Genomic DNA, 14,797 nt, shown 5'->3' with positions numbered 1-14,797 from the left:
GGGCGCGCAAGCCTAGAGTTTGACTTTGACCGAGAAGGTGAACGACTGGCCGAAATAATCGTAGCTGCCGAGCGACGCGCCGGCATTCAGGCTAATCGCGTAGGGCGGCGGCTTCTGGCTAAACAGGTTGTTGACGACCAGTTGCGTGGTAATCCGCTCGTTCAGGTCGAAGGCGACCGCGCTGTTCCACACCCAATAGCTGCCGACCCCGAGGATCTGTTGTGACGTCGGCTTCAGGGTCACGTCCTGCTGGCCGCTGCTGATGTGGCGGGCCTGAAGGTAGAGCATGAGCGGCCCATTGCGGTAGCGTCCGGAGACATTGATCCGGAACTTCGGATCGCCGATGTTGCCCAGCGTCGGCGTGGTGATGCCGAGGATCTCGTAATTGTGCTTCTGGGTGTAGAAGGCATTGAGGTCCAAGGTCAGGTTACCGTAGTCACCGCCCTCTCTCAGGCCGAGATGCGAGATCAACGGCACGCTCCCAACGTCGAAGTTATAGCTGAGGTCGGCCTGCGCGCCGGCGAAGTTCTGCGCGCCGGCATTGACCAGCGGCGTGCTGAAGCCGGTCACTTGGCCGGCACCGTTGCGCTGGAACAGGTTGCAGAAGCTGTTGGGGAATCCCGAGGCGTCGTAGCACGCGTCCATCACCTGGGTCAGCGTCAGGCTGGTGATCGGGTCCTTCAGCCCAATGTGGATCCAGTCGATGGCCAGCGACAGCCGCGGGATGAAGCTTGGCCGGGCGACGAAACCGGCGGTCCAGGCATTGGCGCGTTCGTTGAGCAGGTCCTGGTTGCCCCCGGTGGTCCCCAGTACCGAGGCATTGACGACCTGCGACTTGAAGGTCGACAGCGGCACGCCGAGCGCCGCAAACACAGCCGCGCAATTCGTAGCGCGGTTGGCCATGCCCGAGATGTAGTTGGGATCGCACGGATCCTGCGCGAACGACTGGGTATTTGTCGTCGGCAGGAACAACTCGCCGATCGACGGTGCGCGCACCGAGTGCGTGAAGTTGCCGCGGAATTCGATATCACTGATCGGCGATATCTTGCCGCCGAGCGTGTAGACGTTGACCTTGCCGGACAGGTTGTTGTCGATGCGGCGGAACGAGCCGTCGAGCTCCATCGAGTGGATGAAGCGCCAGCCCATGTCGGCGGAGACGATCGGAATGTTGACCTCGCCGTAGACCTCCTTGGAATGGTAGCGGCCTGCAACGCTGCTCGATGGTGGAGCGCGACCGAGCCCGGCGGCAGCGAAGGCGTCGACCTGGAAGCTCCCGGTCTCCCGGCGGTATTCGAAACCACCCGCAACCTGGACCGGACCGGCCCAAACGTCGAACGGTGAGGTGTTGACGTTAATCTGCGCGTCCCGCTGGGTCAAGATCGAGATCGATTGATCCTGCGCAGTGACAAAGGCCCGCGCCGCGGCGCTCGGGGCACCGGCGCCGAACAGATTTAGCGGCTGGCAGGCAGTGACCGAGGTCGGCTGGGTGCCGCCGGCCGGCACCGCCGGCGGGGTCAGCGTGACGCGGCAGACGATGTTGCCGCTCGCCGGATCCTTGACGACATCGACAGCATTCAGAAAATTGGCTTCGTTGATATCGTAGTAGGTTTCATGGCCCTCCGATCGGCCATAGTTGAATGATGCGTCCCAGTTGACCTTGCGGGTGAGCAGCTGGAAGTCGCCCTTGAGGCCGGCTACCGCGCGGTAGGTGGTTATGTTGTTGGAAAAGCTTTGCGGCGCCAGGTCGAGATTGGCGCGCGAGAGGTAAAAGGTGTCTGCGCCGGCGGCGGCAAGCGTCGCCCTCGCCTGGTCGGTCAGATAGGGATTGCTGAGGTCGAACTGGATCGGTGCGGCACCCTTCTGACTGGCAAAGAACGCCGACTGGTACGCCGGCTGGGCGGCTAAGAGAGTCGCATCCTGGTGCGAGAACTGCGTCTCGAAGTAAGCGCGGACGTGGTCGGTTACGTCGTAATGCCCGATCGTGTCGAACAGGATGCGTCTGATCGGCGCAACGAACTGCGACTGGCCGGCGAGATTGTCGCCGTCGCCGCCCGAACCGAACACCAGGCCGTTGTTCTGGATGCCGAGGTTGACAGGCTGCAGCGTGCCGTCGCGGGCGAATGCCACCACCTGACCGGCGGCGTTGTGGATGGCATTGGGATAGTTCGGGCTGCCAGCGTTGGCCAAGCCGGCGTTGAGTGCGGGAATACCGCCGGGAAAGATGCTCGGCACCGTCGCGTTGGCGACATAACACGCGCCGAAGCCGAGGGCGGTGCAGGCATCCGACGGCTGGAAGGTCGCGTAGGGTAGCGTCTTGGGACGGTCGAGATAAGTCAGGCCGTCCTGATGCGAATATTCCACGGTCGCGGTGACGTTGCCACGGCCATCGGCGAAGTTCCCGCCCGCAAGGATCCGACCGAGGTACGATCGGCCATCGCCCTCGCGCGAGATCCCGTACTGACCGCCGACCTCGAACCCTTCGAACTTGTCCTTCAGGATGACGTTGACAGTGCCGGCGATAGCGTCGGCGCCGTAGATTGGCGCGCCGCCGACCGATAATACCTCGATATGGTCGATCAGCCCGGACGGTATCGTGTTCAGGTCGACTTCCTGCCCGGCGGGCGCACCGCCGAAGGTTCCGGGCGGAGTCGGTGCGTTACCGGAGACGAAGCGCCGACCGTTGACCAGTACCAGCGTCCGCTGCGCCCCGAGCCCGTAGAGGTTGACGAACTGCTGGCCGACATTCGCCCCCGACTGCTGACCGGTATTGTTCGATCCGGGCGTGCCGAATGCGGACAACTCGTTGAGCGCGTCGGCGGCATTGAGGAATGAGCGATCCGCGAGCGTCTGGCCGCTGACCGACTGTGCCGGCTGCAAAGTGTCGAAGCCGGCACGGGGAATGCGCGAGCCGGTGACGATGATATCTTCCGATTTCGCTCCGGCGCTATCGGTTGAGGGCGCGGAGTCGGCGGCGGCAGTCTCGACCTGAGCCGCTGCAGGCTGCCCGAAGATCATGAGCGATGCTATCGCTGCAGTTCCCAACAGCTCCCAATGTGACCGAAGATGTCTCATCCGAATACCCCTTGTCAGTTATAACTGCCTTGATCGAACAGCCGACAATCCACCCCAGGGCCGCAAGCTCTCATGTGCCGGAGCTATTATGCGTTCGACAATTGAGACTGATTATAGGTACGCGGAAGTGCCCCAATACGCACCATAACGTACTGTTTCGTCGGCTCTTTGGTCGGCCGATGTGATGGGTTCAGCTTATGGTAGCTTACTGAACGGCCCCATCCCCCCAAATGGGGGTAAGCGTTGAAACGTCAGCCAAGGTACGACAGGACATGCCCGCGGCTGACGGCTTGTGCGCGGGAGTTGACGCACAGTTTCTGAAACAGGCTGCTGACGTGATCCTTCACAGTCTCGGGCGACAGTCCGAGCGTGTCGGCAATCTGGCGGTTGCCCAAACCGCGCGCGATCCAGTCGAGGCATTCGACTTCACGACGTGACAACAGGTCGCCGCAGCCTTGCGGTACCTGCGGCTCGAGCCGGGCATGGATCTGATGGCCGATCAGGAACAGGGCCTGCATCGCCGCATCGAGGTTGCCCTGTCCATGGCTCGCGCTACTGTAGAAATTGAGCGATGCGTGACGCCCCTGCGACATGCGGATCCGGAAGCCGATCCCGGTGCGAATTCCCTGCGACAGGCACCAGCGCAGCAACGACGTATCGCTCGATGACAGCCGGCGATCGAGCGCGATCGACAAGGCCGAGCCGGTGTTCTCGTAGGCGATCGGGGTATTACCGACCGGGATTTCGCCGCGGGCAACCATGCGGCGTAGCGGATCCTGTGGCATGCGCTTGAAGTATCCGCTCATGTACTCGGCCGTCAGCCCGCTGCCGATCGCCTCGAGCGGATGGTCGGTTTCGCCGTCCAGCACCTCGACGACATACAGGCACTTGTCGAAGCCAAAAGCGCGAGCACCGTCGAGCAAGCTTGAGGCTTCGTATGGCATCGCACAAATCTCTGTTGTCACTCGACATCCTCGTGCAACGACGACAGTGCTGCACGCTTTGACGCGTCAGACGCTGTTCAGCCAAAGGCACTGAACCGGATTCCCGTTAGGCTTGTAAGTGCAAGAAACCACAAAACTGTAACAGAAGTCGTATTCGGACTGAGTGTGACTATTCGGACCTGATCGTTCCGGCATCAGCGTGCAGTAGCCGAGTCTTGGAGCTTGCTGCCGTTGATGAAGACGGGGCGCGCGGCTGCGTCCGCGACAGTAGCCGTCAATCGATAAAAGAACATGTTGAAGTCTGCTGCCGCCTGAAAGTCGATCGGCTGGGTCATGTCGTCTTGGGGCCGATGATAGCGAACCGCGTACCACTCGCGGTAGCGCCGTTCGGCTTCCGTCCCCGCATCATAGCCGAAGATGAAGCCGGTCGCTGGCACGCCGATCTTGAGGAATGGCCAGTGATCGGCGCGCTGCAGCAGGTTCCGCTCAGGCTCGCGGTCGGCGCGGGTCTCGATGTGCATCGCCGCCGCCACTGCAGCAACGGTCGCGCCTAGTGTCGTGTCTGCCAGCGCATGCACGGTGAGGATGCGCAACGGGAAGAGCGGGCGCAACTGGTCGAGATTGATGTCGGCGGCGAGGTGCTTGCGTGGCCGCGTCGGATGCCTTGTGAACCACGTCGCCCCGAGCAGCCCCTTCTCCTCGCCGGTGAAGGCCGCGAACAGCACGCTGCGGCGGAAGCCCTTACCGTGCCGCCGCTCGGCCAGCCGGATCAGCGTCGCGACATAGGCGGCGTCGTCGAACGCGCCATTGTACATTGTGTCGCTATCGACCGCTTCGCCGGAGCCATAGCCGTCGAGATGTGCGGAAACGACGATGACCTCGCGGTGCAACTTCGGGTCGGTCCCGGGTAGGATGCCGAGGACGTTGTCCGACGCGATGTCGCGGAGTGTGGTGCGGAAGCTGGCCCGGAGGCGAGCGGGAATGTCGAACAACGGTAGCGCCCGTGACGCCGCACCGCCCGCCAGCAACTCCGCTGCGTCGTGCCCCGAGCCAGCGATGACGCTCTCCAGCGCGGCCGCAGCCAGCCGCATGACGATGACCTTGTCGGCAGGAGCAGGGTCGCCGCGGAACGTCACTGTCCGGGCATAGGCATCGGGCCACCGCGTCGGCTCGATCGTAAAGCCGGGATCGTCGACTGCGATCAGTCCGACAGCACCCGCAGCCGCCGCAGCGGCAGCACGCTCGGCGGCACCGGGAACGGCGGACCGGCGCCCCCCGAAGCACACGGCGATCTTGCCGCGGAGGTCGGTCCCCATCTCGCTGCGCGAGCAGTAGCCCCGAAAGCTGAGTGGAGCCTCGATGACGGCCGGCAGCGCCGCGTTGGCTCTTACCGAGATCTGGTGAAGGAAACGGAGCGGCGTCTCGCTGCCGTCCGCATGAGCGACACTGAAGTGTGTTCCCGCTGGATCGACCCGGACCTCGTGAAGCGGCACGTTCTGGCGATAGCTGCCGTTATTACCGGCGGGCTGGAGTCCTGCAGCCTTGAACTGTGCGGTGACATAGTCCGCCGCGCGGTCGTAACCGGGCGAACCCGTGTCTCGCCCGGCCATTGCATCGGTCGACAGTGCGGCGGTGGTCGCCCACCAGGCGCGCGTGTCGCCATCCGCGATCGTCGGCGGCGCGAACGCCAGCACCGGCAAGACGGCCGCAGCCAAGACGATGCGAAAGGTCGGCATCCACCGATTCATGTTGGCCATCTCAAGGAGCGAAGTCGCGCAGGCGGGCGACGGTCGAAGCATCGAGCCGGGCGACCAGGGCGACGACGAGATCGACCATGCGATCGAAGTCGGCGCGGTCGATAACGCCGTTGTGGGCGTGGGTATAGCGCGCCGGCACGACGAGGTTGACGGTCGGCACGCCGCCCATGGTCGCCTGGATTGCTGCGGAATCGTCACCATAGCCCTGGACCAGATCGAGCTGGAGCGGGATCCCGCTCTTGCCGGCAGTGTCTCGAACCAGCGCGACGAACCTGCGGTTGGGCAGCGTACTTGAATCGTACAGGAAGATGCCGGGACCATCGCCGAGCACCGCCTGAGTCTCTTCCGGACTGCGGCCGGGGCTGTCGCCGGTGATGCCGCCCTCGATGGCAATGCCGATGTCGGGTTTGATCAAATCGGCGGCGGTGCGGGCACCGCGCAATCCGACTTCCTCCTGCACGGTGGCCGCGACGAACAGCTGGTTGGGATGGCCGCTGGCGCGCAGTCGACGCAGCGCTTCGATGACGACCGCGCACCCGACGCGGTCGTCCCAAGCCTTGCCGAGATAGCGCTTGCCGCCCGCCAGCACTTCGAAGGGCGCATCCGGGACGACCGGGTCGCCCGGGCCGATCCCGAGCGCGGCGACGTCCGCGGCGTTCCGTGCACCGACGTCGAGATACAGGCTGTCCCGCGGAAAGACCTTGGTCCGCTCGTCCGCGGGAACCACATGGATGTCCCGGATGCCGGTCACTGCCTTGACCGGGCCCTTGCTGCCGATGATCACCCAGCGCTGGTCGGGAAGCGCCTGATCGAGCCAGCCGCCGAGCATCTGCATCGACAGGAAACCGGTCGGCGTGACCCGGCGGACGACGCCACCAAGCTCGTCCATGTGCGCATCGAGCATGACTTTCGGTCCCGAACTGCCATGGCGGGCGATGACCGAGCCGACCCCGTCGTAGCGCAGATCGTCGCTCAACGGCTTCAGTTCGCGAACCATGATCGCCCGCACCGCCTCCTCGAACCCCGATGTGCCCGGCGCATCCGCCAGTTCGCCAAGCAGGCGAGTAGTCCGGTCCGTTGGCGGTTGCGCCGCGGCACCGCCAGCCAGCGCCAGCAGGACGACACTGCCGAAGTACAGGGCAATCTTGCGCATTCTACTCTCCCGGATCGGAGGGTTTACGGCCGCGTGAACACCGCTTTGGGCAGCATCACATGGACACCCTTGTTGTGGTCGACGAGCTCGGTGACTTCGACATCGCCGGCAACGCTGATCAGCATGTAAGCGTCGTCGCGGCTCAAATGTTTCCGCGCGACGAGGAAGTCGATCATGTTGCGCAGCGCCTTGCGGGTGGCGTTGCTGAGATCGTCGTCGAACCCCATCGCGATATAATGGGTGGGTGTCTCGGCTCGCGGATACGACGATGCCTCGCCCTTGTGCAGGACGAACTCGAGCGTGCCGACCAGCGAGGTCTCGAGCGCGGTGATATCGACCTCGCCGTTGCCCTGCGCGGCGTGACCGTCGCCGATCTCGAACAACGCGCCGCTGGCGTGCACCGGCAGGAACAGCGTCGTGCCGGCGACCAGCGCCTTGTCGTCCATGTTACCGCCGATGATCGTCGGCGGCGCGCTGTCGTAGCGACCGAAGGCCGGTGGCGGCGCGACCCCCATGCTGCCGAAGAAGGGTCGTAGCGGGATACGCACGCCCGGCCCGAATTCGGCGACCATTGCCTTGCGGTCGAGCGGCACGATCTTCATTCGCGCATAGGGGAAATCGTCGGTCAGGAAGCCGGCACCGTAGCGGAAGGCGTTGTAGGCGTAGGGGATCGCCAGCTCGATCTTGCGAATGCGGATTTCGAGCGTGTCGCCCGGCTCGGCGCCCTCGATGTACACCGGGCCGGTCAGGATATGCCCGCCGGGGCCGCGGTCCTTGACCTCGTCGAAGACCTTCCGCAGCGCCGGCTCTACGTCGGCGGGAGCCACTCCCGCTTTCTCGAGGCCGGTCGGGCTATTGGTCAGCAGCGTATGAAAGACGACCGTATCGCCCGAGCGGATGCGCAGCACCGGCTTGGCGGCGGCGTCGTAGTTGCCCCAGGCGACCGTCGAGGGGGTCGCCTCCAGCGTGTAGGTCGCTGCCGACGCCGGCGCGGCGGCAAGCAACGCGGCGACTGACAGCCCGCGGAAGATCCTGGTCGTCGACATAGCTGTGCGCCTCATTTGCCCGCCGGAGCGAGATAGCGGTCGAACCAGGCCACCGTCCGCCGCAGTGCGTCGACCTGGGTCTCCCGCTTGGCAAAGCCGTGACCCTCGCCGGGATAGAAGACCGTCTCGACGACATTGCCCTTGGCCTTGAGCAGATCGGCGACTTCCTGCGCTTGGCCACGGGGCACGCGGATGTCGTTGTCGCCCTGCAGCGACAGCAGTGGTGCCTTGGCGGCTTGCAGGTAGGTCAGCGGCGAGGCCGCGTCGTAGACCGCGCCGTCGACCGCCGGGTCGCCGATCAGCGAACGCTGGTAGGCCTGCAGCAGCGCGTCCTCATGCGCCCACATCGTCCGCCAATTAATGATCCCGTACATCTGCACCGCGGCGGCGAACGCATCGGGGGTCCGGCCGATCGCCATCAGCGTCATGAAGCCGCCGTACGAGCCGCCCGTGATGCCCACCCTTCGCGGATCGACGTAGCCCGTTGCGACAAGGAAGTCCTTGGCGGCGATCTCGTCCTTAAGGTCGCCGCCGCCGAGGTCTTTGAAATTGGCTTTCTGGAACGCCGTGCCATAGCCGGTTGAGCCGCGCGGGTTGGGCTGGATCACGACATAGCCGCGCGATGCGAGGGCGGTAGCGGTAGGGCTAAAGCCGTCCTGCGTCTGACCGGTCGGACCGCCATGCGGAATAACCACGGCGGGGTTGCGACCGTCGCGCTTCAGGTTGAACGGCATCGTTACGATCGCGCTGACCGGCGTTCCGTCGAAGCTGCTGTAGGTTGCGATCATCGATTTCGGCAGGTTCGCCGTCACCAGGCTGGCCATTGAGAGCTGCGTCAGCGGTGCCGCCTTCTGCGTTGCCACATCCACGACATACAGGTCGCTCGGCGCGTCGGCACCGGAATGCGTGACTAGCAGGCGCCGCGAGTCCGGCGAAAAGCCCGGCTGCGCCGCCACCGCATTCAAACCAGGCGGCAGCGGCAACTCGCGTTCCACGAGCGAAGCGACGTCGACCAGTCCGAGTACCGACCGGCCGTCGATGTTGGTCTGGGTGATCACGCGCCGGCCGTCCCGTGACAGCGTCCGTGCGCTCTGTTCCCACGGCGTCGGCTTCAGCCACTGCCATTTGCCGCTAACTGAGCGATAGAGCCCGGCATGAAGCTGCCCGCTGCGGTCGTTGCTGCTGACCGCGATCACGCCCCCGTCCGCGGTCGCGTCCTCCGCGATGTAGAGGGTCGCATCCTTGCGGGCCAGCGGCGTTGCCTTCCCGGTCACGGTGTCGATCCGCCAGATCTCACTCGCTGTCGAGTCCGCGTTGCCGCGATTGGCGATGAGCGCGCGGCCGCGGTCGATCCACGCGACCGCCTGCCAGCGCCACTGCGGATCGGCTTCATCGGTCAGGGTCCGCACCTGCCGCGTCGCGACGTCAATCACGGCGAGATTGACCTGGGCGTCGGTGCGGCGCTTGGTCGAGGTGGCGATCAGGCGGCCGTCGGGTGACGGCAGCACGCCCTCCTCGCGTACCTCGGGCGTGTTGGTCAGGTTGACCGCGCTTCCCCCGGTCGCCACCGCATAGATATCGTATTGTTCGTCGCCGCCCTTGTCCTGCGTGAAGTAGGTCGTACGGCCGTCCGGCGACACCGCGATGTCACCCTGGCGATCGTCCGACTGGGTTATCTGGACGGGCCAACTGCCGGCTGCATCGACACGCCATAGATTGAAGCGACCGGTAAGATTTGTCGAAACGTACACCTGTTTGCCGTCAGCGCTCCACGCCGCCGAGGCAATCGAGCGCGAGAATGCCAGATCGTCGAGGGAAATCGGGCCGGCAGCTGGGTTCCGCACCGATGCGACCGATTGCGGGTTTGTCCGCGGGCGATCCGGTGTCGGAACGGCGGCGATAATCAATCCCGACGAAGTTAGCAAAGCGAGAGTTTTGACGATCTGCATGCGATCTTTCCAGGTCGGGACTCGACAATGATCTTCCGTCGACATCGGAAACACACAGACCCCCGGTTGAAATAGCCACCCCCCCAACTAGGGGATCGGCTCGCCGCGTGTCGGTCGTGAGGCGCCGGCGCGGGAGCCGGCCTTCGTGCCAAATATCCGACCGTGATCGCGACCAACGAGGAAAGACGTCGCCGCAACCTGTACAAGTTCATGTTGCTCTTACAAATCCGTCCATAATTCAGGCGTCGTAATCACTGTGGCGCAGCAGCGGCACGGCCGGATAATATTTTGTCCGGATTTCGACGAAAGTAGTGAGTAGTCAGCATCGCGCTGACGCCAATTGGGTCGCCGTGCTCTCATCAGTGTCCACCATGGCATCGTCAGTACGGCTCTCCAACGGTCGGCGGCCTTCCACCCAGCGGTATAGCGCCGGCAGTAGGACGAGCGTCAGCAGCGTCGAAGTAATAATGCCGCCAATGACGACCGTCGCCAGCGGGCGTTGCACCTCGGCACCGGGTCCCGTCGCGATCGCCATCGGGATGAAGCCGAGGCTCGCCACCAGCGCGGTCGCCAGCACCGGCCGTAATCGGTCGAGCGAGCCGTGATGGACGGCGTCGTCGAGACTTTCGCCGTTGCCGCGAAGGTCGTTGATGTGGGTCAGCATGACGAGCCCGTTGAGCATGGCGACGCCCATCAGCGCGATGAACCCGATTGCGGCAGTAATGCTGAACGGCATGCCACGCAGCGTCAGCGCGAACACGCCACCGGTGATCGCCAGCGGGATACCGGAGAACACGATTGCCGCCTGGCGCAGGCTGCCCAGCGCAAAGTTGATCAGGATGAAGATCACGACGAGCGTCGCCGGCACGACGATCGACAGGCGGGCGCGAGCGGTCTCGAGGCTGCGGAACTGGCCGCCGAACTTGACGGTATAGCCCGGCGGCATCTTGACGGCCTTGGCAACGCGCTGCTGCGCCTCGCGGACGAAGCCCTCGACGTCACGGTCGCCCAGGCTGACCATCAGCGCGGCGCGGCGGTGGGCATCGTCGCGAAGGATCGGTTCGACGGTCCTGGTCACTTCCAGCTTCGCGACGCGGCCGAGCGGGATGATGCCATCGGTGCCGACGCGCAGCGGCAACGCCTCGATCGCGGCAAAGTCGGCACGGTTCGCCTCGGTCATGCGGACCACGACCTCGTGGCGGTGCCCGTCTTCCATGATCGCGCCGCTGGTCTGGCCGGCGATCGCTGCGCTAATCGCCTTGTTCACCTCGGCAAGCTTGAGGTTATAGCGCGCGAGCATGGCGTGATCGATGTGGACCACCAGCGTCTTGACGCGGCCGTTGCTCTCGGGCTCGATATTGCCGGCGCCCGGGGTTGCCTTGATCGCCTTTCCAACGGCAGCCGTCAGCTTTTCGAGCTGGTCGTAATCCTCGCCGAAAATCTTGACCGAGACGTCCGAACGCGTGCCCTCCAGCATCTCGTTGAAGCGCATCTCGATCGGTTGGGCGAACTCGTAGGTCTGATCCGCTACCTTGTCTTTCAGCGTTTTCTCGATCGCCTTGATCAGCCCCGGTTTGTCGACCGGCTGGCCGTCGCCCTTCGGCCAATCGGCGACGGGCTTGTAGAAGATGTAGAGGTCGTTCTCGTTCGGTGGCATCGGATCGGTTGCGACCTCGCTGGTGCCAATCCGCGAGAACACATGGGTGACCTGCGGAAAGCGTTGCAGGATCGTCCGCTCGGTCGTCTTTTCGATCGCCAGCGATGCCGGGAGGCTCATGCCGACCGGTTTGTAGACCATGGTCGTGATCGACCCCTCGTCGAGCTTGGGCGTAAACTCGCCGCCGAGCCGGCTGCCGAGGATCCCCGCACCGGCCAGCAGCGCTACCGCGACCAGAACGACGACCCAGCTATGGCCGAGAGCGAAGTCCAGCGCCGGCCGGTAGGCGCGCGCGGCGTGGCGCATGATCCAGCTGTCGCGTTCCTTGTCGCCGGCCTTGCCGCCGGGGCGAAGGAACCATGCCGTCAGCATCGGCACCAGCGTCAGCGCCATCGCCAACGCACCGGCCAGCGCCAGCATCACCGAGATCGCCATCGGGTGAAAGGTCTTGCCCTCGACCTCGGTGAGCGACAGCACCGGCACATAGACCAGGGTGATGATGACGACGCCGAACACCATCGGCCCGACCACCTGCCTGGCGGCGTCGACGACTGCAACGCGGCGTTCCTCGGGGTCGAGATCGTCGCCTTTTTCGGCGCGACGTCGGGTCATCATCCGCAGCGCGTTCTCGACGATGACGATCGCTCCGTCGACGACCATGCCGAAGTCGAGGGCGCCAAGGCTCATCAGATTGCCCGAGACACCGCCGATGCGCATCCCGCCGATGGCGACCAGGAACGCGGTCGGGATGACGACCGCAACCAGCAGCGCCGCGCGCCAGTTGCCGAGTGCGAACAGCAGGACGACACAAACCAGGATCGCACCTTCACTGAGGTTCTTCTGCACTGTGCTGATCGTCTCGTCGACAAGGTCGGCACGACTGTACTGGACGGTCAGCGTCATACCCTTGGGCAGCGACTTGCGGACTGCGGGCAAAGCCTCGGCGACACGCTTGGCGACGGTGTGGCTGTTCTCGCCGATCAGCATCATCACCGTACCCAGCACGATCTCGTGTCCGTTGGTGGTCGCCGCGCCGGTCCGAATGCGCGAACCGATGGTCACCTCGGCAAGATCGCCAACGGTCAGCGGCAGGATTCCGGCTGCAAACTTGACCGGCAGGGCGCGAATCTCGGCGACGCTGGTGACGCGCCCGGTAGTCCGCACCGTCAGCCGTTCGGCGCCCTGGGTGATCGAGCCGCCGCCGCTGTTCTCGACATTCTCGGCGATCATGTCGGCAAGCTCGCCGAACGTGATCCCGGCATCGCGCAGCCGCTCGGGGCGCGGCTCGACCAGAAACTGCGCTTCCCGCCCGCCGTTGCTGTTGACCTCGGCAACGCCCTGGATTGCGCGGAGCATCGGCTTGACCCCGTATTCCTGGGTCTCGTACAGCTCCATAAGCGCCTGCGCCGGGTCCGGCGGCCGCTTGGCGCCGGGGGCATAGTCGAGTGTGTAATACATGATCTCGCCAAGCCCGGTCGAGATCGGTGCCAGCGTCGGCTGGGAGTCCGGCGGCAACCCCGTTAGCTGGGTCAGCCGCTCACCGACCAACTGGCGAGCCCGCAGATAGTCGGTGCCGTCCTCGAAGGTCATCGTCAGTTGCGATAGGCCGGCCTTGGTGATCGAGCGCATGTCCGTCATGCCCGGCACGCCCGCCATCAGCCGCTCCATCGGCACGGTAACGCGCTGCTCGACCTCCTCCGGTGCCAGCGCCGCGACCGGCGTGTTGACCTGGACCTGAATGCCCGTGATGTCCGGCACCGCATCGAGCGGCAGCGTGTAGAGCGCATAGCCACCGGCGGCGATCAGCAGCGCTGTGAACAGCAGCACGACGCCGCGGGCGCGGGTCGCCCAATCGACCAGTGCGACGATCACCGCGGATCGCCGGCGATATTGCCGGTGAGGAGATCGACCTGCAGACCGGCGGCGAGCGCCTCGCGGCGGGTATCGACGATCGCCGTCGTAGCGTCGAGATACTGGCGCTGGGCGTCGAGATAGATGCTCGCACTTACCGCGCCGAGGCGGTAGCTGCGCTCGGCAAGGTCAGCCATCTCGCGGAAGCGGGTGGCGCTTTCGGCGGGCAGGCGGGCAAGGCTGGCGGTCCGCGCGCGATAGATTGCCGCCTGATCGAACAGGCTGCGTTCGACCGTGCGGATCTGGCTGAACAGCGCCGATTCGGCCTGCGCGACCCGCCCCTCCTCGACGGCGACATCGCCGGCCTGACGGTTCCACAGGGGTAGCGGCACGGTGACATGGATACCGGCGAAGCGGTCGGTCGTGCCCGCCGTTTCCTGCCTGTAATAGGGTCCGACGTTGACCGAGCCCACTCGCGAGCGCCGGGCTAGCGAAGTCTTCAAGCCCTGCTGATCAAGTTCTGCCTGCAGGCTGCGGATTTCGAAATTGCCGGTGTGCGCCCGTTCGAGCAACACCGCCTGGCTCGGTAGCGGTGGCAGGGCAATCGGCGGCGTGATCAGCCGTATCCGCGACGCGAACGGCGTACCCCTCAGCTGGTTCAACTCGTAGAGCGCCGCATTATAGTCAGCGATCGCCGTCTCGGCCTGCCGACGGGCGGTCAGGGCTCCGGCTTCGAGGATGCGGGCACCGATAAGCGGTGAGGGTCCCGCGATATCGCGCTGGACAGTTACCGCCGCGACAGCTTCGATCCGTGCCGCTACCGCGCTTGCTCCGTCCGCCTTCGTCGTCGCTGTGAACAGGGTGTATGCGAGCGTTCGAGCACGTGCTGCCAGAGTTGCGGTATATTGCTGATAGCCAAGCGTAGCGAGATCGATCTGGCGCTCGGCGATCGCCCGGCGCAGCGCGATGCGGCCGTTGAACTCGAGTGGCTGGACGATCGACACCTGATAGGCGGGCCCCGGTCCGAGGGTCCGTCCGCCGCCACTGCCGTCGCTGCCGGTCGTCGCGCCGCTCGTCGTCTTCTCGCCGAACTCGACGATCAGTTCGGGATCGACGAGCCGACCCGCCGCCCGACGTCCAACCCGCGCCGCCGACAACTCGCGCTCGTAGAACTGCCGCTCGGCATTGTTGGCGATGATATCGTCGACGAGTTGGTCGATGCTGACGGCCGCCTGCATGTCGACAGGCGCTGCGACGGCAGGTGCCAGTGCGATCGCCAGTCCTCCGACACAGATCATCCTTACGCCGACGCGGAGGGCCAAAGCGGCGGTCCGCATGAATTTGTCTCCTGGAAGTTCAGCCAGCCTG

8 protein-coding genes are annotated in these 14,797 nt (G+C 64.9%); all 8 read right to left on the bottom strand.

The window, feature by feature from the left end:
• Window positions 1-12: 12 nt before the first annotated feature.
• Window positions 13-3,015, bottom strand: a complete 3,003-nt coding sequence (locus tag KX816_13830; protein QXQ05327.1) for a TonB-dependent receptor — start codon at window positions 3,013-3,015, stop codon at window positions 13-15.
• A gap of 308 nt (window positions 3,016-3,323) precedes the next feature.
• Window positions 3,324-4,016 carry a LuxR C-terminal-related transcriptional regulator gene (locus tag KX816_13825; protein QXQ05326.1) on the bottom strand — a complete coding sequence of 231 codons (693 nt, stop codon included), beginning with the start codon at window positions 4,014-4,016 and terminating at the stop codon, window positions 3,324-3,326.
• A gap of 194 nt (window positions 4,017-4,210) precedes the next feature.
• Entirely contained in the window at window positions 4,211-5,752 is a 1,542-nt protein-coding gene (locus tag KX816_13820; GenBank protein QXQ08578.1) for a M28 family peptidase, read from the bottom strand.
• Between the two features lie 22 nt (window positions 5,753-5,774).
• The gene (locus KX816_13815) at window positions 5,775-6,926 is read right to left on the bottom strand and encodes a M42 family metallopeptidase (protein ID QXQ05325.1); all 1,152 of its coding nucleotides are present in this window, start codon (window positions 6,924-6,926) and stop codon (window positions 5,775-5,777) included.
• 23 nt (window positions 6,927-6,949) lie between these two features.
• Window positions 6,950-7,972 carry an acetamidase/formamidase family protein gene (locus KX816_13810; protein QXQ05324.1) on the bottom strand — a complete coding sequence of 341 codons (1,023 nt, stop codon included), beginning with the start codon at window positions 7,970-7,972 and terminating at the stop codon, window positions 6,950-6,952.
• Between the two features lie 11 nt (window positions 7,973-7,983).
• A complete protein-coding gene (locus KX816_13805) occupies window positions 7,984-9,921 on the bottom strand; it encodes a S9 family peptidase (GenBank protein ID QXQ05323.1) in 1,938 nt (645 codons plus the stop codon).
• Window positions 9,922-10,240: 319 nt separating this feature from the next.
• Window positions 10,241-13,450, bottom strand: coding sequence for a CusA/CzcA family heavy metal efflux RND transporter (locus KX816_13800; GenBank protein QXQ05322.1), 3,210 nt, complete (start codon window positions 13,448-13,450; stop codon window positions 10,241-10,243).
• The gene (locus tag KX816_13795; GenBank protein ID QXQ08577.1) at window positions 13,447-14,667 is read right to left on the bottom strand and encodes a TolC family protein; all 1,221 of its coding nucleotides are present in this window, start codon (window positions 14,665-14,667) and stop codon (window positions 13,447-13,449) included. The genes KX816_13800 and KX816_13795 overlap by 4 nt, the downstream gene beginning before the upstream one ends.
• Window positions 14,668-14,797: the final 130 nt, after the last annotated feature.

This window comes from Sphingosinicellaceae bacterium (assembly GCA_019285715.1).
Lineage (GTDB): Bacteria > Pseudomonadota > Alphaproteobacteria > Sphingomonadales > Sphingomonadaceae > Glacieibacterium.
Note: the sequence above shows the minus strand (reverse complement) of the source record. Positions and strands in the feature narration are given on the sequence as shown.

Bases quoted from the DNA above. Each gene is read 5' to 3' on its own strand.
- KX816_13830 (QXQ05327.1), bottom strand. From the start codon at position 3,015: ATGATCTTCGGGCAGCCTGCAGCGGCTCAGGTCGAGACTGCCGCCGCC.
- KX816_13825 (QXQ05326.1), bottom strand. From the start codon at position 4,016: ATGCCATACGAAGCCTCAAGCTTGCTCGACGGTGCTCGCGCTTTTGGC.
- KX816_13820 (QXQ08578.1), bottom strand. From the start codon at position 5,752: ATGCCGACCTTTCGCATCGTCTTGGCTGCGGCCGTCTTGCCGGTGCTG.
- KX816_13815 (QXQ05325.1), bottom strand. From the start codon at position 6,926: ATGCGCAAGATTGCCCTGTACTTCGGCAGTGTCGTCCTGCTGGCGCTG.
- KX816_13810 (QXQ05324.1), bottom strand. From the start codon at position 7,972: ATGTCGACGACCAGGATCTTCCGCGGGCTGTCAGTCGCCGCGTTGCTT.
- KX816_13805 (QXQ05323.1), bottom strand. From the start codon at position 9,921: ATGCAGATCGTCAAAACTCTCGCTTTGCTAACTTCGTCGGGATTGATT.
- KX816_13795 (QXQ08577.1), bottom strand. From the start codon at position 14,667: ATGCAGGCGGCCGTCAGCATCGACCAACTCGTCGACGATATCATCGCC.